Source organism: Ruegeria sp. AM2 (genome assembly GCF_056540685.1).
The window spans coordinates 64,893-82,459 of record NZ_JBQFXE010000008.1; the positions used below are offsets into that span (position 1 = coordinate 64,893).

19 protein-coding genes are annotated in these 17,567 nt (G+C 58.6%); 9 read left to right on the forward strand and 10 right to left on the reverse strand.

Features of this window, described 5'->3' with window-relative positions; translation table 11 throughout:
• Positions 1-15: 15 nt before the first annotated feature.
• Positions 16-783, reverse strand: a complete 768-nt coding sequence (locus ACR0CR_RS14715; protein ID WP_480600306.1) for a glycerophosphodiester phosphodiesterase family protein — start codon at positions 781-783, stop codon at positions 16-18.
• Positions 780-1,235 (reverse strand): RidA family protein, encoded by a 456-nt coding sequence (locus ACR0CR_RS14720; protein ID WP_480600309.1) that lies wholly within the window; start codon positions 1,233-1,235, stop codon positions 780-782. The genes ACR0CR_RS14715 and ACR0CR_RS14720 overlap by 4 nt, the downstream gene beginning before the upstream one ends.
• Before the next feature lie 295 nt (positions 1,236-1,530).
• Here ACR0CR_RS14720 and ACR0CR_RS14725 point away from each other — a divergent pair, with 295 nt between their 5' ends.
• Complete coding sequence (locus ACR0CR_RS14725; RefSeq protein WP_480600312.1) at positions 1,531-2,346, forward strand: MlaA family lipoprotein; 816 nt, start codon at positions 1,531-1,533, stop codon at positions 2,344-2,346.
• Complete coding sequence (locus tag ACR0CR_RS14730; RefSeq protein WP_480600315.1) at positions 2,336-2,944, forward strand: MlaC/ttg2D family ABC transporter substrate-binding protein; 609 nt, start codon at positions 2,336-2,338, stop codon at positions 2,942-2,944. Before ACR0CR_RS14725 ends, ACR0CR_RS14730 begins: the two co-directional genes overlap by 11 nt.
• Before the next feature lie 54 nt (positions 2,945-2,998).
• On the opposite strand, the gene ACR0CR_RS14735 is transcribed toward ACR0CR_RS14730, so the two are convergent.
• Genes ACR0CR_RS14735 through ACR0CR_RS14750 form a run of 4 tightly spaced genes read right to left on the reverse strand, consistent with a single transcriptional unit; the run spans position 2,999 to position 7,167 of the window.
• Positions 2,999-4,096 (reverse strand): ABC transporter ATP-binding protein, encoded by a 1,098-nt coding sequence (locus ACR0CR_RS14735; RefSeq protein ID WP_480600317.1) that lies wholly within the window; start codon positions 4,094-4,096, stop codon positions 2,999-3,001.
• Between the two features lie 3 nt (positions 4,097-4,099).
• Positions 4,100-4,999 carry a carbohydrate ABC transporter permease gene (locus ACR0CR_RS14740; RefSeq protein WP_480600320.1) on the reverse strand — a complete coding sequence of 300 codons (900 nt, stop codon included), beginning with the start codon at positions 4,997-4,999 and terminating at the stop codon, positions 4,100-4,102.
• A complete protein-coding gene (locus ACR0CR_RS14745; protein WP_480600323.1) occupies positions 4,992-5,864 on the reverse strand; it encodes a carbohydrate ABC transporter permease in 873 nt (290 codons plus the stop codon). Before ACR0CR_RS14745 ends, ACR0CR_RS14740 begins: the two co-directional genes overlap by 8 nt.
• Positions 5,865-5,922: 58 nt before the next feature.
• Positions 5,923-7,167, reverse strand: coding sequence for an ABC transporter substrate-binding protein (locus ACR0CR_RS14750; RefSeq protein ID WP_480600325.1), 1,245 nt, complete (start codon positions 7,165-7,167; stop codon positions 5,923-5,925).
• Between the two features lie 217 nt (positions 7,168-7,384).
• Between ACR0CR_RS14750 and ACR0CR_RS14755 the strand changes: the two genes are divergently transcribed.
• Positions 7,385-8,122 (forward strand): response regulator transcription factor, encoded by a 738-nt coding sequence (locus tag ACR0CR_RS14755; protein ID WP_480600328.1) that lies wholly within the window; start codon positions 7,385-7,387, stop codon positions 8,120-8,122.
• On the forward strand, positions 8,119-9,570 hold the full coding sequence (locus ACR0CR_RS14760) for a sensor histidine kinase (protein WP_480600330.1): 1,452 nt from the start codon (positions 8,119-8,121) through the stop codon (positions 9,568-9,570). Before ACR0CR_RS14755 ends, ACR0CR_RS14760 begins: the two co-directional genes overlap by 4 nt.
• 7 nt (positions 9,571-9,577) lie before the next feature.
• Here the strand turns inward: ACR0CR_RS14760 and fliP are convergent, their stop codons facing one another.
• From fliP to fliF, 4 genes are read right to left on the reverse strand one after another with little or no spacing between them, the layout of a single operon-like run.
• Entirely contained in the window at positions 9,578-10,309 is a 732-nt protein-coding gene (gene fliP, locus ACR0CR_RS14765; protein WP_480600332.1) for a flagellar type III secretion system pore protein FliP, read from the reverse strand.
• Positions 10,309-10,596: a FliM/FliN family flagellar motor switch protein gene (locus ACR0CR_RS14770; protein WP_480600335.1), complete on the reverse strand. Its 288-nt coding sequence runs from the start codon at positions 10,594-10,596 to the stop codon at positions 10,309-10,311. Before ACR0CR_RS14770 ends, fliP begins: the two co-directional genes overlap by 1 nt.
• Complete coding sequence (locus tag ACR0CR_RS14775; protein WP_480600337.1) at positions 10,589-11,185, reverse strand: FliH/SctL family protein; 597 nt, start codon at positions 11,183-11,185, stop codon at positions 10,589-10,591. The genes ACR0CR_RS14770 and ACR0CR_RS14775 overlap by 8 nt, the downstream gene beginning before the upstream one ends.
• Complete coding sequence (gene fliF / locus ACR0CR_RS14780) at positions 11,185-12,777, reverse strand: flagellar basal-body MS-ring/collar protein FliF (RefSeq protein WP_480600339.1); 1,593 nt, start codon at positions 12,775-12,777, stop codon at positions 11,185-11,187. The genes ACR0CR_RS14775 and fliF overlap by 1 nt, the downstream gene beginning before the upstream one ends.
• Before the next feature lie 119 nt (positions 12,778-12,896).
• Here fliF and ACR0CR_RS14785 point away from each other — a divergent pair, with 119 nt between their 5' ends.
• The 5 genes from ACR0CR_RS14785 to ACR0CR_RS14805 are packed head-to-tail and all read left to right on the forward strand — an operon-like array spanning position 12,897 to position 17,560.
• Entirely contained in the window at positions 12,897-13,394 is a 498-nt protein-coding gene (locus ACR0CR_RS14785; protein WP_480600341.1) for a flagellar basal body-associated FliL family protein, read from the forward strand.
• 9 nt (positions 13,395-13,403) lie between these two features.
• Positions 13,404-13,907, forward strand: a complete 504-nt coding sequence (locus ACR0CR_RS14790) for a hypothetical protein (protein ID WP_480600343.1) — start codon at positions 13,404-13,406, stop codon at positions 13,905-13,907.
• On the forward strand, positions 13,904-14,482 hold the full coding sequence (locus ACR0CR_RS14795) for a MotE family protein (RefSeq protein WP_480600346.1): 579 nt from the start codon (positions 13,904-13,906) through the stop codon (positions 14,480-14,482). Before ACR0CR_RS14790 ends, ACR0CR_RS14795 begins: the two co-directional genes overlap by 4 nt.
• 43 nt (positions 14,483-14,525) lie before the next feature.
• Positions 14,526-15,395, forward strand: a complete 870-nt coding sequence (gene motA / locus ACR0CR_RS14800) for a flagellar motor stator protein MotA (RefSeq protein WP_480600349.1) — start codon at positions 14,526-14,528, stop codon at positions 15,393-15,395.
• Entirely contained in the window at positions 15,392-17,560 is a 2,169-nt protein-coding gene (locus tag ACR0CR_RS14805) for a hypothetical protein (protein ID WP_480600351.1), read from the forward strand. Before motA ends, ACR0CR_RS14805 begins: the two co-directional genes overlap by 4 nt.
• Positions 17,561-17,567: the final 7 nt, after the last annotated feature.

Genomic DNA, 17,567 nt, shown 5'->3' on the forward strand with positions numbered 1-17,567 from the left:
CGACGTCGGGCGGTATCAACCCGGTAGCGGCGCGAGGTAGCCCTCGAACGTGATATTATCGGCAACAACGCGCGCCTGTGCCTCTTGTTCGGGCGATCTTACAGTCCAGCACAGGATCGGAACGCCCAGCGCCTTCAACTCGGCCAGGCGGGGACGATCAAGGTCGTGGACCTCATGGCTGACAAAGCAGGCCCCGACACGGTCGAAATCCGGGATGCCCCGCAGGTGATCGCGGGTTTCGCTGGGCAAAAGCCAACCTTCGGCGCTGTAAGCGCTGGTAACAAGGCCGCGCGGAAGGTCCGGGGCCAACCGGGCCAGTTCTGCGACGCTGTGCGGGTTAAACGACATCAGCGCCACGTCACCGCCATAGCCTTCCAACGCACGAATCGTGTCCCGTTCAAGGGATCCGACATTCGGCCCCATCGCGCCGTCCTGATCCTTGAGCTCGATCAGCAGGGGAACCTTGCCGGAAACCATCTTAAGCACTTCGTCCAGCGTTGGGATGCCATCATCCCCATGCAACAAACCAGTTTTTGACGCCTGTTCAGCGGTAATCTGACGGATCGGGCCAGCCTGACCCGTCAGGCGGGTCATGTCATAGTCATGAAAGACCATGGCCCGGTTGTCCGAGGTCAGTTGCAGGTCAATTTCGATCCCGTACCCGGCCTGCACTGCGGCCCGAATGGCCGCCCGGCTGTTTTCCGGGCGGTTGTCCGAAATGTCGTGCAGCGCGCGATGCGCGATCGGGTTCTGCAGGAACGATGCGGGCAGCGAAGGTGTCATGCGACCTCGAAAATACCTTCGATTTCAACGGCCACGCCCAAAGGCAGCGACGCTGCGCTGACGGCGGAACGGGAATGGCGGCCCGCGTCGCCCAGCGCCTCGACCAGAAAGTCCGAAGCCCCGTTGATCACCTGCGGCTGCGCGGTGAAATCAGCGGTCGAGTTCACGAACCCGGTCAGCTTGATCACCCGCACCAGCTTGTCGATGTCGCCACCACAGGCTGCACGCACCTGAGCTAGGAGGTTGATGGCACAGGTTCTGGCCGCAGCTGCACCAGCTTCGACATCCATGTCATCCCCCAGCTTTCCCTTGATCAGATCTCCATCCATGGAAATCTGACCCGAGACATAGACGATGTTGCCCATACGCACAAAAGGCACGTAATTGGCTGCAGGCGCCGGGGCGTCCGGCAGCGTGACACCCAGGCTTTCCAATTTTGCCGCAAAGCTCATGATTTCCTCCTTATGATCTGTTCAGGCGGACGCTAACCGGGTTAGAGCACTTCGAAAAGCTGGAAAACGGTGTTTCTGCCCTTGCCCACGATCTGAGCGTAACTTCTCTTATTCCGAAGTGTTGAACTTGTGTCACTTTACCCGGGATCGTCAGACGGGTTAAACGCTAGCTGTTTCAAATTGAGTGTGAAACATTTATTGGACGGCAAGTTGGACCACCAAAACGTGGTGGGTGGCAGTATTGATTAATGCGTTCGGACAATTCGAATCCGTGCGAGCTGGAGTAACAAAGACCGTGTCGAGCAGAGTTCTTATTAAGCCGCTGATCCTTCTGTCACTGCTGACAGTTCTCGGTGCCTGCGCCAAGCAGCCCGCCGACGAGGCCGCACGGGGTGAGATTTTCGACCCCTACGAGAACACCAACCGATCGATCCATCAGTTCAATCTGGGCGTGGACCGGTATTTGTTTCGGCCAGCCTCGAAAGGCTATGTCAAAATCGTACCCGATCCGATGGTGACCAGCTTTAGCCATTTCGCCCAAAACCTGACACTGCCCAGTCAGGCGCTGGATTATCTGCTGCAAGGCAACCTAAAGCAATCGGGGAACGCGCTGCTGCGGTTCGCAGTCAATATGACCGTTGGGGGCGCCGGCCTGTCGGACCCCGCCGCAGAACTGAATTTGCCGCCAGTAGACACGGATTTCGGTGAAACCCTGCATGTTTGGGGCTTTGGCGAAGGGGCTTATGTCGAACTGCCCTTCTATGGCCCGTCCACCGCACGGGATGCGGTGGGGGTGGTGGTGAATCTGTTCTCGAACCCGATCAATTTCAGCCCAACGCGGCCGGTTGATAACATCGGTGTCTATGCCGAGATCGTACGCCGCATGGGCGACCGGGGCCGTTTTGCGGATACCGTCGACTCGATCCTGTATGAAAGTGCCGACAGTTATAAGCAGGCTCAGACCATTTACCTTCAAAACCGTCGTTTTGAACTGGCGCGCGATGACGAAGAGACCTATCTGGGTTTGTATGATGATCCCTATGCCGAGATTGGGACAGACCCAGTCAGGGACCCCTACCTAGACCCTTACGAGGACCCCTATGCCGAGTAACCATCTGAACCGACGTAGTTTTATCGCAACCAGCGCTGCTGGTGTCGCGATCACCGCCCTGCCCGCCTTTGCCCAGACCGAGGCCAGCGCTGTTGCGCTGGTCGAAAGTGTTGTTGCCGACATCAACCGCGTGATTGCGTCGGGGAAATCGGAAAACGCGATGCTGCGCGAATTCGAGAAAATCTTTGTGCAATACGCCGATGTACCGATCATGGCGCGCTATGTTTTGGGGGCTGACGGACGCTCTGCCAGCCCGGCGCAGCTGCGCAAGTTCACCAAGGCGTTTCAGGGTTATATTTCAAACAAATATGGCCGCCGGTTCCGTGAATTTATTGGTGGTACCGTGACCGTTCAACGGGCCCGGAAGATCAAAGCGGGGTACGAAGTGCGGACCTCGGTCAAGCTGCAAGGCTCTTCCCCGTTCGAAGTGACGTTTCTGGTGTCGGATAAATCGGGCAGTGAAAAGTTCTTCAACATGTTCATCGAAGGGGTGAACATGCTGCTGACCGAGCGCACTGAAATCGGCGCCATGCTGGATGCCCGTAAAGGCAATCTGAACCAGCTGATCAAGGATATGAACAACAATCAGACCAGCTGATCCGGTCAGCAAGATTGAAAAATGCCGCGCACCCAACTGCGCGGCATTTTTTGTTCAATTCAACCGTTCGCCTGTTTCCTTGGCGAAATAGGACACTTTGCTCATGTCAAAGGCCAGGTTCAGCATCTTACCCGCCTGCGCGCTGGTTTCCGCGTGAAGTCGCGCGGTGACCTGTTTGCCGCCAAGTTCCGAAACCACGTAAGTGTCGGCCCCCGCCGGTTCGACCATATCGACCAGACATTCGGCCTCCTGCACACCGTCGCCCGCGCGGAACCCTGCTTCGGCGATATCCTCGGGCCGCAGACCCAGAATCACATCCTGTGGCAAGGACAGATCGCGGGCATCGTTCAGCACCAGTGTTTCACCGCTGTCGCGGCCAATGGCAATCTGGGTGCCTGATCCGCTCCGCGTCGTCTGCGCCGGGATAAGGTTCATCGCAGGTGAGCCCATAAAGTCCGCCACGAACAGGTTGGCCGGGTTGTTGTAGATCTCAGCCGGGCTGCCGATCTGTTGCACGATTCCGCCTTTCAGAACGACAATCTTGGTGGCCAGCGTCATCGCTTCGATCTGGTCGTGGGTGACGTAGACGATCGAGGCATCCAGCGTCTGGTGCAGCTTTTTGATCTCGGTCCGCATCTCAACCCGCAGCTTGGCATCGAGGTTCGACAGCGGCTCGTCAAACAGGAACAGCTTGGGATCGCGTACCAGCGCCCGGCCCATCGCCACCCGCTGACGCTGACCACCCGACAACTGGCTGGGACGGCGGTTCAACAGCGGCTCGATCTGCAGCAGCTGTGCGACCTCTTTCAGCTTGGCGTCCTGCGTGGCTTGATCAACCCCGCGCACCTTCATGCCAAAGGTGATGTTCTTGGCCACCGACATGGTCGGATACAAAGCATACGACTGGAACACCATCGCGATATCGCGGTCCTTGGGGCTGACATGGGTCATGTCGTTGCCACCAATCGCAAGCGTTCCGCCGGTGATCGGCTCCAGCCCTGCGATGCAGTTCAGCAGGGTGGACTTACCGCAACCCGAAGGGCCGACCAGCACCAGAAAATCGCCCGGCTCGATCGAAATGTTGATGTCTTTCAGAATCTCGGTCGCGCCGTAATTCTTGTACAGGTTGTTGATATCAAGGATCGGGGCCATGATTTATCCCTTCACGGAACCGGCGGTCAGACCGCGGATGAAATACTTACCGGCAACGACATAGACGAGCAGCGTCGGCAGCCCCGCGATAATCGCGGCAGCCATGTCGACGTTGTACTCTTTGACGCCGGTGGTGGAGTTTACGATGTTGTTGAGCGCCACGGTCACAGGCTGCGTGCCCGCCTGGCTGAACGACACGCCGAACAGGAAGTCATTCCAGATCTGCGTGAACTGCCAGATCACGGTCACCACGATGATCGGCAGCGACAGCGGCAGGAAGATTGACCAGAAAATCCGCAGGAACCCGGCCCCATCGACGCGCGCGGCCTTGGTCAGCTCGGACGGGATGGTGACATAGTAGTTGCGGAAAAACAGCGTGGTGAAGCCCAGCCCGTAGATGACGTGGACAAAGATCAGGCCCGGAATGGTTCCGGCGATCCCCATCATGCCCAGCAGACGCGCCATTGGCAGCAGCACGACCTGAAACGGGATAAAGCAGCCAAACAGCATCAGCGAGAAAATAATGTTCGCGCCTTTGAACCGCCACTGAGCAACAACATAGCCGTTCAGCGCGCCCAGCAGGGTCGAAATGGCCACCGCAGGCACCGCAATCAGGACCGAGTTCCAGAAATAGGGCCGCAGACCTTCGCATTGGATACCGGTACAAGCGCCTGACCAAGCGGTTTTCCATGCATCCAAACTGACTTCGCGCGGTAGGGAAATAAGTGACCCGGTACGAATTTCCTCAAGGCTTTTCAGAGACGTGGTCAACATCACGAACAGCGGCATCAGGTAATACAGCGCGAACAGGCCCAGCAGGACATAAAGCAGCCAACGCAGGGCAATCTTGCCGGTTGCACTTTGGCTGCGGGTTTGGGTTTGGGGCATCGACAGATCAGTCATTTTTCGCCCTCAGCTCTGAGTAAAGATAGGGAACGACGATGGCAAAGACGACCAGCATCATGATCATCGCGGACGAGGCCGCCTGACCAATATCACCGCGCGAGAATGCCATGGCGTACATGTATGTGGCTGGCAGATCGGTCGCATACCCCGGACCGCCGCCTGTCAGGGCGATGACAAGGTCAAAGCTCTTGATCGCGAGGTGGGCCAGCACGATGAAAGCCGACAGGAAGATTGGGGCCATCGACGGGATGATGATCGCCGTATAGATGCGCCATGTGGGGATGCCATCGACCTGCGCGGCCTTGATGATCTCACCATCCACCGAGCGCAGGCCGGCGAGAAACAGCGCCATAACGAAGCCCGAGCTTTGCCAGATAGCGGCCATCACGATGGTGTAGATCGCGTAGTCGGGGTTCACTAGCCAGTCGAACTCGAAATTCGTGAAGCCCCAGCCCTGCACCATGGATTCAATGCCCAGACCGGGGTTCAGAATCCACTTCCATGCGGTGCCGGTCACGATCATCGACAGCGCCATTGGGTAGAGATAGATCGTGCGGATCGTCCCTTCGACGCGGATATTCTGATCCAGCAGGATGGCCAGTAACAGGCCCAGAACCATCGCGATGATGATGAACAGCGCGCCAAAGATATACAGGTTGTGGATCGCAGTATCCCAGCGCGGGGAGGCGAACAGGCGTTCATACTGGATGAAGCCATTAATCTCGTATTTCGGCAGCAGTTTCGATCGGGTCAGTGACACCCAGGCCGTCCATCCGATAAAGCCGTAGACAAAGATCAATACGGCAATGAACGACGGTGCCAGCACCACCTTGGGCAGGTGGTTTTCCAGCCATTCGGACATGATTTCCTCCGGGGAAAGATGCTCTGCCCCAACAGTATAAGGGGCAGAGCGTGTTGGATCAGTAGCTGTTTGCCACCGCGTCCGCCAGTTGCTGAACCGCGTCAGCCGAGGACATATCCGAGTTGAAATGCGCGGTCACAACGTCCGTAATCGCACCAGACTGCGATCCACGCAGCGCCATGCCGTGGGCATAGGACGGCAGCAGCGAACCGCTGGCCGAGGTCGAACCCATATCTTCAGCCGACAGGTTGGCGCAGATGTCAAAGTCGTCCAGTGCCACGTCGGTGCGGGCAGGGATCGAACCTTTGTTCAGGTTGAACACCTTTTGGAAGTTCGGCGCGACGATCAGCTTGGCCAGCAGGTCCTGACCAGCTTTCTTGTCGTCCCCGTCAACGTCGAACATGGCAAAACTGTCGACGTTATACAGATAACCATCACCGGGGGTCGAGGCGCACAGGAAATCCTCGCCGGGTTTTTTGCCTGCAGCCAGGAATTCACCCTTGGCCCAATCGCCCATGATCTGGAACGCGGCCTCGCCATTCATGACCATCGCAGTGGCAAGGTTCCAGTCCCGGCCTGAGAAATTCTCGTCCACATAACCGCGCAAGGTCCGCATCTGGTCAAACGCCTGCACCATCGTGTCCGAGGTCAGCGCCTCGGGGTCCAGATCGACCAGTGCTTTTTGGAAGAACTCGGGTCCGCCGATCCCCAGAACCACAGTTTCGAAAACGGTCGCGTCCTGCCATGCCTGACCGCCATGGGCCAGCGGGATAACACCAGCGGCCTGCAGTTTTTCAGCAGCGGCATTGAATTCGTCCCAAGTGGTCGGCATCTCGATACCGTTGGCCGCCAGAACATCTGCGTTGGCCCAGATCCAGTCAACCCGGTGCACGTTCACAGGCGCGGCGCACCATGTGCCGTCGCATTTCATATGACCCGCGATCGATGCAGGCAGAACGTCGGCCCACCCTTCGGCTTCGGCCACGGAAGAGATATCGGCCAGAACGCCCTCTTCGTACCATTCCTGAATGGCCGGGCCTTTCAGCTGAACAGCAGTCGGCGCGTTACCGGCCAAAACACGGGCGCGCAGCGCGGTCATCGCCGCATCACCGCCGCCGCCGGCAACGGGCATGTCAGTCCATGCGCCGCCGTTCGAGGCGAACTCTTCCTGCAGAACGGCCACCGACTTGGCCTCGCCGCCCGACGTCCACCAATGCAGAACCTCGGCCTCGGGTCCTGCCACAACCGACGATCCGGCCATGACGGCCAGACCGGATACGGTGGCAAATGCAAAACGCTTCATTCTCTGTCTCCTCCCTGAGAACATTGTGACTGCCGCAGCAGCGATGACGGCCATTCTGGTACCCGAAAGGCATCTGGCAACGCGTAATCCGGGGCTTTACCGGCTTGCGGCGCGATTTTTCACCGCTTTTGTTACAGCGTGTTACGTTGACATTGAATCTGTTTCCGTTCGTTACAATTGACGACGGCACGGAGGCAGAGATGGGAGGAACAATGGCGTGAGCATTTCACGACTTTTGGTGGTGGATGACGACCCCGAGATGCGGTCGATGATGACACAGTTCCTGCATCAGAACGGCTACGTCGCGCTGCCAGCCAGCTCCGAGGCTGAGATCCGCAGCCATCTGAACGCGGGTCGCATCGACCTGATCCTACTGGACGTGATGCTGGGCGATGAGAACGGTGTCGAGATCTGCGGGCGTTTGCGGGCGGAACAGGACGTGCCGATCATACTGGTCTCGGCCCTGTCGGCGGATCATCAGCGCATGGCGGGGTATGAGGTCGGTGCAGACGACTATATCGCCAAGCCGTTCAACCCACAGCTTTTGCTGGCCCGCGTGCGCGCGGTGATGCAAAGGGCACGCCGGTCGCCTTCGCTGGCTTATCGCCGACGCACCCGATCATTCCACTTTGATGGCTGGACGTATGACGGCAAGCGGGATGAGGTGCACTCGCCCGAAGGCTATCTGGTCTCTCTTTCTCAACGGGAAACCGCGTTGCTCAAGGTGCTGCTGGCCAATCCGCATATTCCGCTGACCCGGGACGAGATTGCTGCTGCTCTGGATGTGACTGGCGACGGCGACAGGCCTGAGGCGCAAGGCCGGGCCATCGATATGCTGGTCGGACGATTGCGATCCAAGATCGAGACCGATCCGAAAGACCCCAGCATGCTGCGCACAGAACGGGGCGTAGGGTACGTCTTCGCCGCAGATGTGTCCGTGGACGAGGGCCCATGACGTCACGCGCTTTTCGCCTGCGCAGTCTGGGTTGGATCTGGACCTTGGCGGCTTTTGCTGCGGGCCTGATTGCTGCGGGCTTTTGGTTTTCCTCTGCCCGGGCGTGGGATGATTTTCTGACCCGATCCTATGTTGCGGGCTTTGCTGTCTTTGAAGAACTTCGAACCAGCAAACCGCCACCGCCGGGCCTTTCAATCACGCCTCTTTCTGCCGATGCTGGGCAGTTGGCGGCGGCGGGCCAGTTCGCGCAATTGCCCGGTCTGTCGGATCGCAGTTTTATCACCAACCTGTCGATCTTGACGGATGGTTCCGATCCTTTGGCAGGGCAAGAGCTGACGATCGCCGTAATGTCAGACCGGCTGGTCTATCCGGTCTCGGACATTCTTTCGGGCGGCGATCAGACAGGCCCAGAGAAAATGGGAAACCTAACGCGCTTGCTGGCCACATATTGCAGCGAGCCTGTTCTGATCGCGCAGTTTGGTCAGGGCGACTGGCAACAGGTGGACGGAACCGGGATTTGGGGGTGCCGGGCCGCCCCGGCGGATCTGCGGCTACCGGCGGTCCTGCTGGGGATCATCGCGCTTGCGATCATTCTGAATTCGGTCGGCAACGTCGCGGACACGTTCACCCGTTTCTCGGATGCGCTGCATCACCGAAAACGTCGCGGTGGGCCTGAAAGCTATGAGGCAGACGGACCGAAAGAGCTGCGGGATATCGTGTCGGCCGTGAACGATCATCTGGACGCCGAGCGGGAACAACTGGAAAAGCGGGCCATTGTCCTGTCCGGCGTCAGTCACGATTTGGGCACCCCGGCCACACGTGTTCGCCTGCGTGCGGCCCTGATCGCTGATGACGAATTGCGGGAAAAGCTGGAATCCGACGTGGATCAGATGACCGGCATGATCGAAAGCGTCCTGACCTATACACGCGCCGAACTGAGCACGGAGGAACCGCAGCAAATCTCGCTAACGTCGCTTGTCGAGTCTCTGGTGGCTGACTATCAGGATATGAACCGACCGGTTACGCTGAAACAGGTGGCACCTGTGTCAGTTGAGGGCGCTCAATCTGTCTTCATGTCGCGTCGTGGTCATGGGTCTTTGCCCGAGACGCGGCGCATTCTGGTGATGGGCCGCCCGATATCGCTGAAGCGCGCGCTGACGAACCTGATCGACAATGCGCTAAAGTATGGGCGCCACGCCGAGATTACTCTGGAAACCGACGCCCAATCGGCAACGATCATAGTTGAAGACAAAGGCACCAGCATGTCCGTCGAGGATATCGAAGCACTGCTGGCCCCGTTTCGGCGCGGCTCAAACATCGGGTCATCCGATGGGTTTGGGCTCGGCCTGACCATCGCGTCGACGGTGGCCGAACAACACGGCGGTCGGCTGTGGTTCGAAGCGGGGGATCAAGGCCTGTGCGCCCATCTTCGGATCACGCGGCAATAGGCCTTGGTCAGGGCACATAGCTGCGAACAAGGGCACTGGCGATCAACGCCCAGCCATCGGCAATCACAAAGAATGCCAGTTTGAACGGCAAGGACACGGTCGCAGGCGGCACCATCATCATCCCCATGGACATCAGCACAGCGGCCACGACAAGGTCGATAATCAGAAATGGCAGAAAGATCAGAAATCCGATCTGAAAAGCGCGCGCGATCTCGGACAGCATGAAAGATGGCATCAGAACAGACAACGGCGCGTCGGGCGCAAGTTGGATGTCCTGCCCTTCAGGTCGCAGCGCGGCCATGGCGTGGAAGGTATCCGCATCCAATCGCGCCGTCATGAATTCACGAAACGGAACCAGTGCGCGTTCAAGTGCTGTCTCAACCTCCATCCTTTCCTCGATCAAAGGCTCGATGCCGACCACCCAGGCCTGAGTGAAGACGGGTTCCATAATGAAATAGGTCAGAAACAGCGCCAGGCTGACGATCAACATGTTCGGCGGGGATTGCTGCAAACCAATACCCTGTCGCAGGATGGCCAGAACCGTGACCAGAAACGGAAAGCACGTGATCATAATGGCCAGCCCGGGGGCAAGGCTGAGCACGGTAATCAGCAGGATCAGCTGAATGGTCCGCGCCGAGATCGATCCGCCCTCACCCAGAGACAGGGACAGCTCTTGCGCGGCGGCGAGCGACGGGGTCAACACGACCAGCGCGGCCACTAACCAAAGCAGGCGTTGCACTACTCGATCCCGTTCTGAAGGTCCGCGATTTCGGTCAACCGAACGGCCAATTGCCCGGTCTGATCCCCCTCCATCTCTTCCAGCAGACCACGGGCGACCAGTTGATCGCCGACATAAAGGTCCACCGGGTCTTCGATACGTTTGTCTAGGGTCAAAACCGCGTTTTCACCCATGTTCAAGAGGTCCCGGATCAAAGGGCGCGCGCGGCCAACCGATACGGTGACTTCGATGGGAACCGAGTCAAACGGGTTGGACTTTTCGGATGCCTGTGGGGGAAGATCATTCATTTGCTAAAGCCTCATTTGCTTCGAAAAGATAAGCGTCGAACGCGTCACTGATGGATTTCAGCAAGGCAGCACAATCCACCTCGCGCTGGGTGGTGCCCACCTGCAAGCGCGCCTGGCCCGGCTGCAGGGTCGCGTCTTCAATAATCTGCGGCGAGGTCGGAAGGTCCTTTGGCAGCATCGGTTCGATCTGCGCAGCCGCACCTTTGGGAACGATCAGCTGAAGCGGCTGCCCGATCTGCTCCTTCGCCATTTCCGTCAGCTGATCCGCCAGACGCAGGGCCAGGCCCCGATCCAGCGTTTCGGGCAGAACCGTGTGAACCAGACTATGGAACATCGGCTCCAGCGACAGTGACATGCGGGTGATCGCCTCATGATAGGTGAAAGACAGGTCAGACAGGGCCGCGGCAAGGTCGGTGCTCAGCTGTCCGCGGCTCTGCTCCTGTGCTTGCACGGCGTCTTCCCACCCGGCACCATAACCTTTTTCAAAGGCGGCAAGCCGCTGTTCCTCCAGCGCGTCCTCATCCAACAGGTGGACAACGCCGCCGCCAAGCTGGATCGAAAAATCCTCAAGAAGATGGGCAATCGTCATCAGACCTTCTCCTCACCTTCTTCAAGCCAACTGCGCAGGATCTCGACCGTTTCCTCCTGTTTGTCGCCGATCATGGCGCGCAGGCGGTCGACGGCATCTTCGCTCTGACCGGAGGCAATCGCGGGAACGCCGGGCTGCGCCGGGTCGGGTAGCTTCGCAAAGTCTTGCGACTCAGCAGTTGCAATCTCCCCGACCAGAACCGAGTCCGAAGGGGCCTCGGACGGCGCGCTGGCGGGCAATAGCGCAGGCGCGGTAACGGGCTTTGTCAGGATCGGACGAATAACGAACAGACCCAAAACCAGAGAAACCAAGGCCAGAACGGCCATCTGAATCAGCGACATGACGTCGAGATGCAGGTTTTGCCAAACGGAGGTGGCGGCCAGGGTGCCCGCCGGTTCAACGACGGGCAGATCAAGCGATTTCAGAGTGATCACGTCCCCGCGTTCCGGATTGAACCCCACAGCCGACGCCACCAGTTCCTCAAGTGCGTCAAGCTCGGGCTGCGGCATCGGTTCGAAGGATTCGGTTCCGTCAGCACCGATTACCCGGGAGCCATTCACCAGAACCGCAACGGTCAGCCGCTTGATGGCACCGGGCGCGCGGTGAACTTCAAGCTCGGTCTCGGACACTTCATAATTCACGCGTTCGCGGGTCTGTGTTGCGGTTGAATTTGATTCGTCCCCTCCGGCACCGTCGCCATCGGGAAGGTTCGATGCCACGGTTACGTCCGCAGACTGGTTTCTGGCACTGTCAGAGCGTTCTTCAACATCGGTACTGATCGCAACGCGGCTTTTGGGGTCAAAACGGCGCTCCCGGATCGATTCGGTTTCAGTCACCGTGTCAACGCTGACTTCGACAACGGCATTCCCTGCCCCCACGCGCGCCTCAACCAACCGCAGCACCCGCTCGCGCAGTTGCTTGGCCTTGTCGTCCGCCGAATCCGCCGCCACGGTGCTTTCCTGCGCACCGATCACCGCCCCGTTCGAATCGATGACCGCAACATTTTCAGGCGCCAAACCACTGACTGCCGAGGCGATCAGAAATCGGATCGCCTTGGCCTGATCACCTGTCACCTGCCCGCCGGAGGACACAAGATAAACTGACGCAGTCGGGGCGACGCTGCGTTGAAACGGATTGGCCGAGCCGTTGGCGATGTGGACGCGTGCTTGGCTGATATGAGGGCTGCCGACGATCGTCCGCGCCAGCTCTCCTTCTTTCGCGCGCCAATAGGCGGCGTCAAACATCTGCGACGTGGTGCCGAAACCGCTGAGCGTATCCAACAGCTCGTACCCGCGATTGCCGTTGGCAGGCAGGCCTTCGCTGGCCAAAGTCATGCGCAGCTCATCCCGGTCCGAGGCAGGGACGTATATCGAGCCGCCCTTGATTGTATAGGCCACACCGCGCTGATCCAACGACCGCACTACGTCCCCGGCCGCTCCGCTTTCAAGGCCCGCATAAAGCAACGTCATCGACGGAGCGGTTACAATTCGGGACATCGCCAGAATGCCCAGAAACACCAACGCAACCGCGCCGGCGACTATGATTTGTTTGCGCTTGTCCAAACTTGCCCAGACAGTTCCGATCTGCTGCACGCTCACCTCCGACTCGCCGACCTTCTGTACGGCTCAGCCCCTGTTTGGACGATTGGCCTTAACAATCGGTTAGTCCCTGTGGGGTTATGACGGTTGCCGAACCGATGGATGAGGACGGCATGACCGACATAACTGCGGAACAGGCGGAACTTCCCGAAAAGACCGGAAAGAATGGGCTGATTCTTGGCATCATTCTGGCGTTGGCCGGTGCGGGGGGCGGTTACTACGTGACGTCTTCGGGAATATTGTCCGCCAAGGGGCCCGAGGCCTCAAAAGCAGCCCCGTCTGACATGCCGGAAAAAGCTGCAAAGGCCCAGCCCGACGTGAGCTTTGTCGATCTGCCGCCGGTCATTGTCTCGGTCAATGCGGGCGATTCGCGGCACTTGAAGTTCCACGCTCAGCTGGAAGTCAAAGCGGGCCATGAGGCCGAGGTCAAAAAGATGCAGCCGCGAATCATGGATGTCCTGAACAGCTATCTGCGGGCCGTTGAGTTGTCGGATCTTGAGGCCCCGTTGGCCTTGGTGCGGATTCGCGGCCACCTGCTGCGTCGTATCGACATTGTGGTGGGCGAAGGTCGGGTGCGTGACGTTCTGGTGATGGAATTTGTACTGAATTAGGAGGCGGTTTTGGAATTGATCGCAGATATTTTTCTGGTTGCCGGTGCACTTGGTGCCGGTCTGTACTGTTTTGTTCTGGCCCGACGCCTGAAGCGGTTCACCGATCTTGAAAAGGGCGTTGGCGGGGCGGTTTCCGTCCTATCCGCTCAGGCAGATGAGCTGCGCAAGTCGTTGGACACCGCCCGTCAGGCTTCGGACCATTCCGGCGACGCGCTGCGGGACCTGACACAAAAGGCCGAAACGGTGGCGCAACGGCTTGAGCTGATGATGGCTTCGATGCACGACATTGTCCCGCAAGACGAGGAAAAGCCAGAACCCGAAGCCACCGCTAAGACGAAAGAACAACCGGAGCTGGCTGAGGAACAATTGGGCAAGACCGCTCAGGCAGACGCGCCTGAAAAGGATACTGAAGCGCCTACCAAGCCCGAAGCCGTCGAGTCTGAGGTCGCGAAACAACCAGAAGGTCTGATGTTCTTTCGACATGCCCGACCCCGCACCGGAGCCGCGCAATGACCGGTGACACCCCCCGACAAAGGGGCAATGTTCTGACGGTGATATCGCTGCTGATGATCGGTTCCGCCGCGATACGCATTGGTCTTGAGGCCGGGCCAGCGCTGGCGCTTGGCACTGACCCGGGCAAGGCGGAACAGCCCGGCCATACCGTCAAGCAGACGAATGCTGCCGATCTACAGGTTCTATTGACCGAACTGTTGCGCCGAAAGGAAACTTTGGATGCACGGGAAAACGCAATTCTGGACAAAGAAAAGGCACTCGAGATCGCAGAACACGCGATCGAAACACGGCTGGGAATGCTGCAAGACGCCGAACATTCTCTGCGCGAGACCCTGGCGCTGGCCGACAAGGCCGCCGAGACAGATCTGACACAGCTGACAGATGTCTATCAGAGCATGAAACCCAAAGATGCGGCCGCCCTGTTTGAGACGATGGATCCGGTTTTTGCCGCCGGGTTCCTGTCAAGAATGCCGCCGGATGCGGCGGCTGGCGTGATGGCCGGGCTCAGCGCCGAAGCCGCCTATACCATCAGCGTTGTCATGGCGGGCCGCAACGCGCTGGCCCCCAAGGAATAGATGCGATGAAGACCCAGATCCCCACGATCATTGGAGAACGACCATGATAGGACTCGTTGGAATTGTTGTCATATTCGTCATGGTGTTCGGCGGATACCTCGCGGCGGGCGGAAAGATGACGATCATCCTGAAATCGCTGCCGTTTGAGATGATGATGATCGGCGGCGCCGCCGTCGGGGCGTTTCTGATCAGCAACGATATGAGCGCCGTCAAACATGCGGTGAAAGATCTTGGCAAGGTCTTCAAGGGCCCGAAATGGAAACCCGAGGATTATCGCGACCTTCTATGTCTTCTGTTTTCCTTGATACGCCTCGCCAAATCGAACCCGGTCGAGGTTGAACAGCACATTGAAGAGCCCGAAAGTTCAAGCCTGTTTTCTGCCTATCCAAGAATTCAGGCCGACAAAGAAGCGGTCGATCTGATCTGCGACACGATGCGGTCGGCAGCCATGAACTACGACGACCCGCATCAGGTTGAAGAGGTTCTGGAAAAGCGGATGGAGGCAAACTTTCACCACGCCATGCATTCCAGCCACGCCTTGCAGACTGTCGCGGACGGACTTCCGGCGCTGGGTATCGTGGCCGCAGTTCTGGGCGTGATCAAAACGATGGGCTCAATCGACCAGCCTCCGGAAGTGCTGGGAAAACTGATCGGCGGCGCGCTGGTGGGCACGTTTTTGGGCGTGTTTCTCGCCTATGGTCTGGTCGGCCCTTTTGCGGGCAAGCTGAAAGCGGTGGTGGAAGAAGACAACCATTTCTACCAGCTGATCAAAGAGGTGCTGGTTGCCAATTTGCACAATCACAACGCAGCAATGTGTATTGAAGTTGGACGGCAGAACACACCGACCCACAATCGCCCCGGCTTTTCCGAGCTTGAAGATGCGCTGAAGGAACTCAAGCAGGCGGCGGCATGACTCGGGTACTGGCCATTATCGTCACATTGATCGCGGCCTCCGCCGCAAGCGCGCAGCCTCTGCGTGTCCGTTCGGGGGAGCATGCAGAACATACCCGGCTTGTGGTTCAAATACCGACCGGCACCAAATGGGATCTGGTCGGACGGCGCGGCGGTGCGCGTCTGGACGTGGCTTTGGATGAGGTCACTTTTGATACCGAGAGTGTCTTTGACCGCTTGTTTGAAAGACGCCTGATTTCGATCCGACAGCCCGCTGTCGGAGAAGGACTGGAACTGGAATTCGGGTGTGAATGCGTCGCTTCGGCGTTTTTGCACCGCGGTTCGATGATTGTCATCGACATTGCCGCCGGAGAGTTCATCTCCAAGCCCGACCCGACAACTCCTTTGAAGCAAGTGCAGAACAAAGCGCCAGTACAAGAGACAGCAGGTTTGCCGTCGTCAGATCTGGCGCTGCCGCTGTTGCACCTCAGTCGCAGCGGGTTTGAAGCACAGCTTATCTCGCGCCTGCTGCAAGGTGTCGATCGTGAGATTGTCGATCTTGACCTGGCCAGTGTTGGCCGTAGGTCCGTGCCGGACTTTGGTCCTTTGCGGGCGCCGCAGGAATTGAACAAGAACATCGCTGTGTCATCTGTTTTGGACGATCTGCGAAAGCTTGCACCTTTGGATGTTCAACAGATCGAGGTCGAGCCCAAATGCATATCCAGCGCCGAGCTGGGTTTTCAGGCTTGGGCAGGACAGCAACCTTTTCAAACCCGGTTGGCTGATCTTCGCGGGGGGTTGTACCAGGAATTCGACAAGTTGGATGAAACGCAGGCAATGCACCTTGCCCAGCTATACGCCTATTACGGATTTGGCGCCGAAGCCTTGCAAGTCATTGATCTATTGCCAGACACCGGGCACACAACCGCGCCGGTTTCAGCGATCGCCAGCATTGTGGACGACAGACCGTTTTCTACGCCAAACCCCTTCCGGGGCCTGCAAAAATGCGAAAGCGACGTCGCCCTATGGGCCATATTGACCGAACGTGAGCTTGCAACCGACGCCAATCTGGATGCAATTGAACAGTCTTTTGTCCAACTGCCAAAACACCTTCGTCGGACGTTTGGCCCCTCTCTTTCCGAAACTCTGGTGCGGGCAAATCGATTGGAGGCATCCCGCCGCGTGCTGCGCGCGGTCGAGCGTATCGAACCGGATCGACCGGCCGCATTGTCTCTGGCCAGGGCGGAAATTGCGACGGCGGAAGGTGCAGGCAACAAGGCAGAAGCGCTGCTGACCGAGGTCGCGGTGCTGGATGGCGCCGACCCTGAGGCATCCCTGGCGCTGGCCAGGCTTATCGAAAAGCGCTGGCAGGATCGCGGCGGTGTCTCGCAGCAGGAACTGGACCTGGCCGCCGCATATGCCGTGGAATATCGCAGGTCCGAGGCAGGTCAAATGCTTGAGCGAACCCATGCCCTTGCGCTTGGCCTTAGCCAGAATTTCAACGGCGCATTCGCGGTGTTGCACAACGGCCCTGAGTCGCGTGATTGGAACAGGACCCGCAATCAGGTCTTTCAGCTTTTGTCGGAACGCGCTGACGACGTTACATTTTTGCGCCATGTCCTGACGGTCTCTGTGCCTGGGCGGAAGGATCTGTCAACCGAAACGGCCGTGATTTTGGCGCGCAGGCTCGTAGATCTTGGGTTCGCGCCTCAGGCCCAACAGCTTGCCAGTCGACCGCACGATCTAACGCACCGGGATGACCGGGCCAGATTGCGGGCCAGTGCAGCGCTTTTGAAAGGGCGGCCGCAACAAGCGCTTTTGGAAATCGACGGCGACGAGACTGAAGTCGCAATGCGGTTGCGCGCCAGCGCCTTTGCACAAACGCAGGAGTTTGAGAGCGCGTCTGAACTACTTTCGCAGATTGGATCTCATGACGACGCTCAAAGATTTGCTTGGCTGGCTGGTGTTGATCAACCGGGCGGACCAACAGATGGTCCTTTTGGTGAGCTGATCCAAACCAACCGCCGTTTTGGCCAGCCCATATCGCAGGACTCCGACAGGCCTTTGGCGAACGCGGCGGGACTACTGGACGACAGTACCAAGACCCGAGCCCTCATCGAGGAGATGCTGAACACACTAGAAGCTCGCGCACGCGACGCGCAGATCATTCAGGATGCGGGTGAATGAACTCAAG

Coding starts and splice junctions, on each gene's coding strand:
- ACR0CR_RS14770 (WP_480600335.1), bottom strand. CDS start 10,596: ATGAATGATCTTCCCCCACAGGCATCCGAAAAGTCCAACCCGTTTGAC.
- ACR0CR_RS14785 (WP_480600341.1), top strand. CDS start 12,897: ATGACCGACATAACTGCGGAACAGGCGGAACTTCCCGAAAAGACCGGA.
- ACR0CR_RS14795 (WP_480600346.1), top strand. CDS start 13,904: ATGACCGGTGACACCCCCCGACAAAGGGGCAATGTTCTGACGGTGATA.
- ACR0CR_RS14715 (WP_480600306.1), bottom strand. CDS start 783: ATGACACCTTCGCTGCCCGCATCGTTCCTGCAGAACCCGATCGCGCAT.
- ACR0CR_RS14760 (WP_480600330.1), top strand. CDS start 8,119: ATGACGTCACGCGCTTTTCGCCTGCGCAGTCTGGGTTGGATCTGGACC.
- ACR0CR_RS14735 (WP_480600317.1), bottom strand. CDS start 4,096: ATGGCCCCGATCCTTGATATCAACAACCTGTACAAGAATTACGGCGCG.
- ACR0CR_RS14745 (WP_480600323.1), bottom strand. CDS start 5,864: ATGTCCGAATGGCTGGAAAACCACCTGCCCAAGGTGGTGCTGGCACCG.
- ACR0CR_RS14720 (WP_480600309.1), bottom strand. CDS start 1,235: ATGAGCTTTGCGGCAAAATTGGAAAGCCTGGGTGTCACGCTGCCGGAC.
- motA (WP_480600349.1), top strand. CDS start 14,526: ATGATAGGACTCGTTGGAATTGTTGTCATATTCGTCATGGTGTTCGGC.
- ACR0CR_RS14805 (WP_480600351.1), top strand. CDS start 15,392: ATGACTCGGGTACTGGCCATTATCGTCACATTGATCGCGGCCTCCGCC.
- ACR0CR_RS14750 (WP_480600325.1), bottom strand. CDS start 7,167: ATGAAGCGTTTTGCATTTGCCACCGTATCCGGTCTGGCCGTCATGGCC.
- ACR0CR_RS14730 (WP_480600315.1), top strand. CDS start 2,336: ATGCCGAGTAACCATCTGAACCGACGTAGTTTTATCGCAACCAGCGCT.
- ACR0CR_RS14740 (WP_480600320.1), bottom strand. CDS start 4,999: ATGACTGATCTGTCGATGCCCCAAACCCAAACCCGCAGCCAAAGTGCA.
- ACR0CR_RS14775 (WP_480600337.1), bottom strand. CDS start 11,185: ATGACGATTGCCCATCTTCTTGAGGATTTTTCGATCCAGCTTGGCGGC.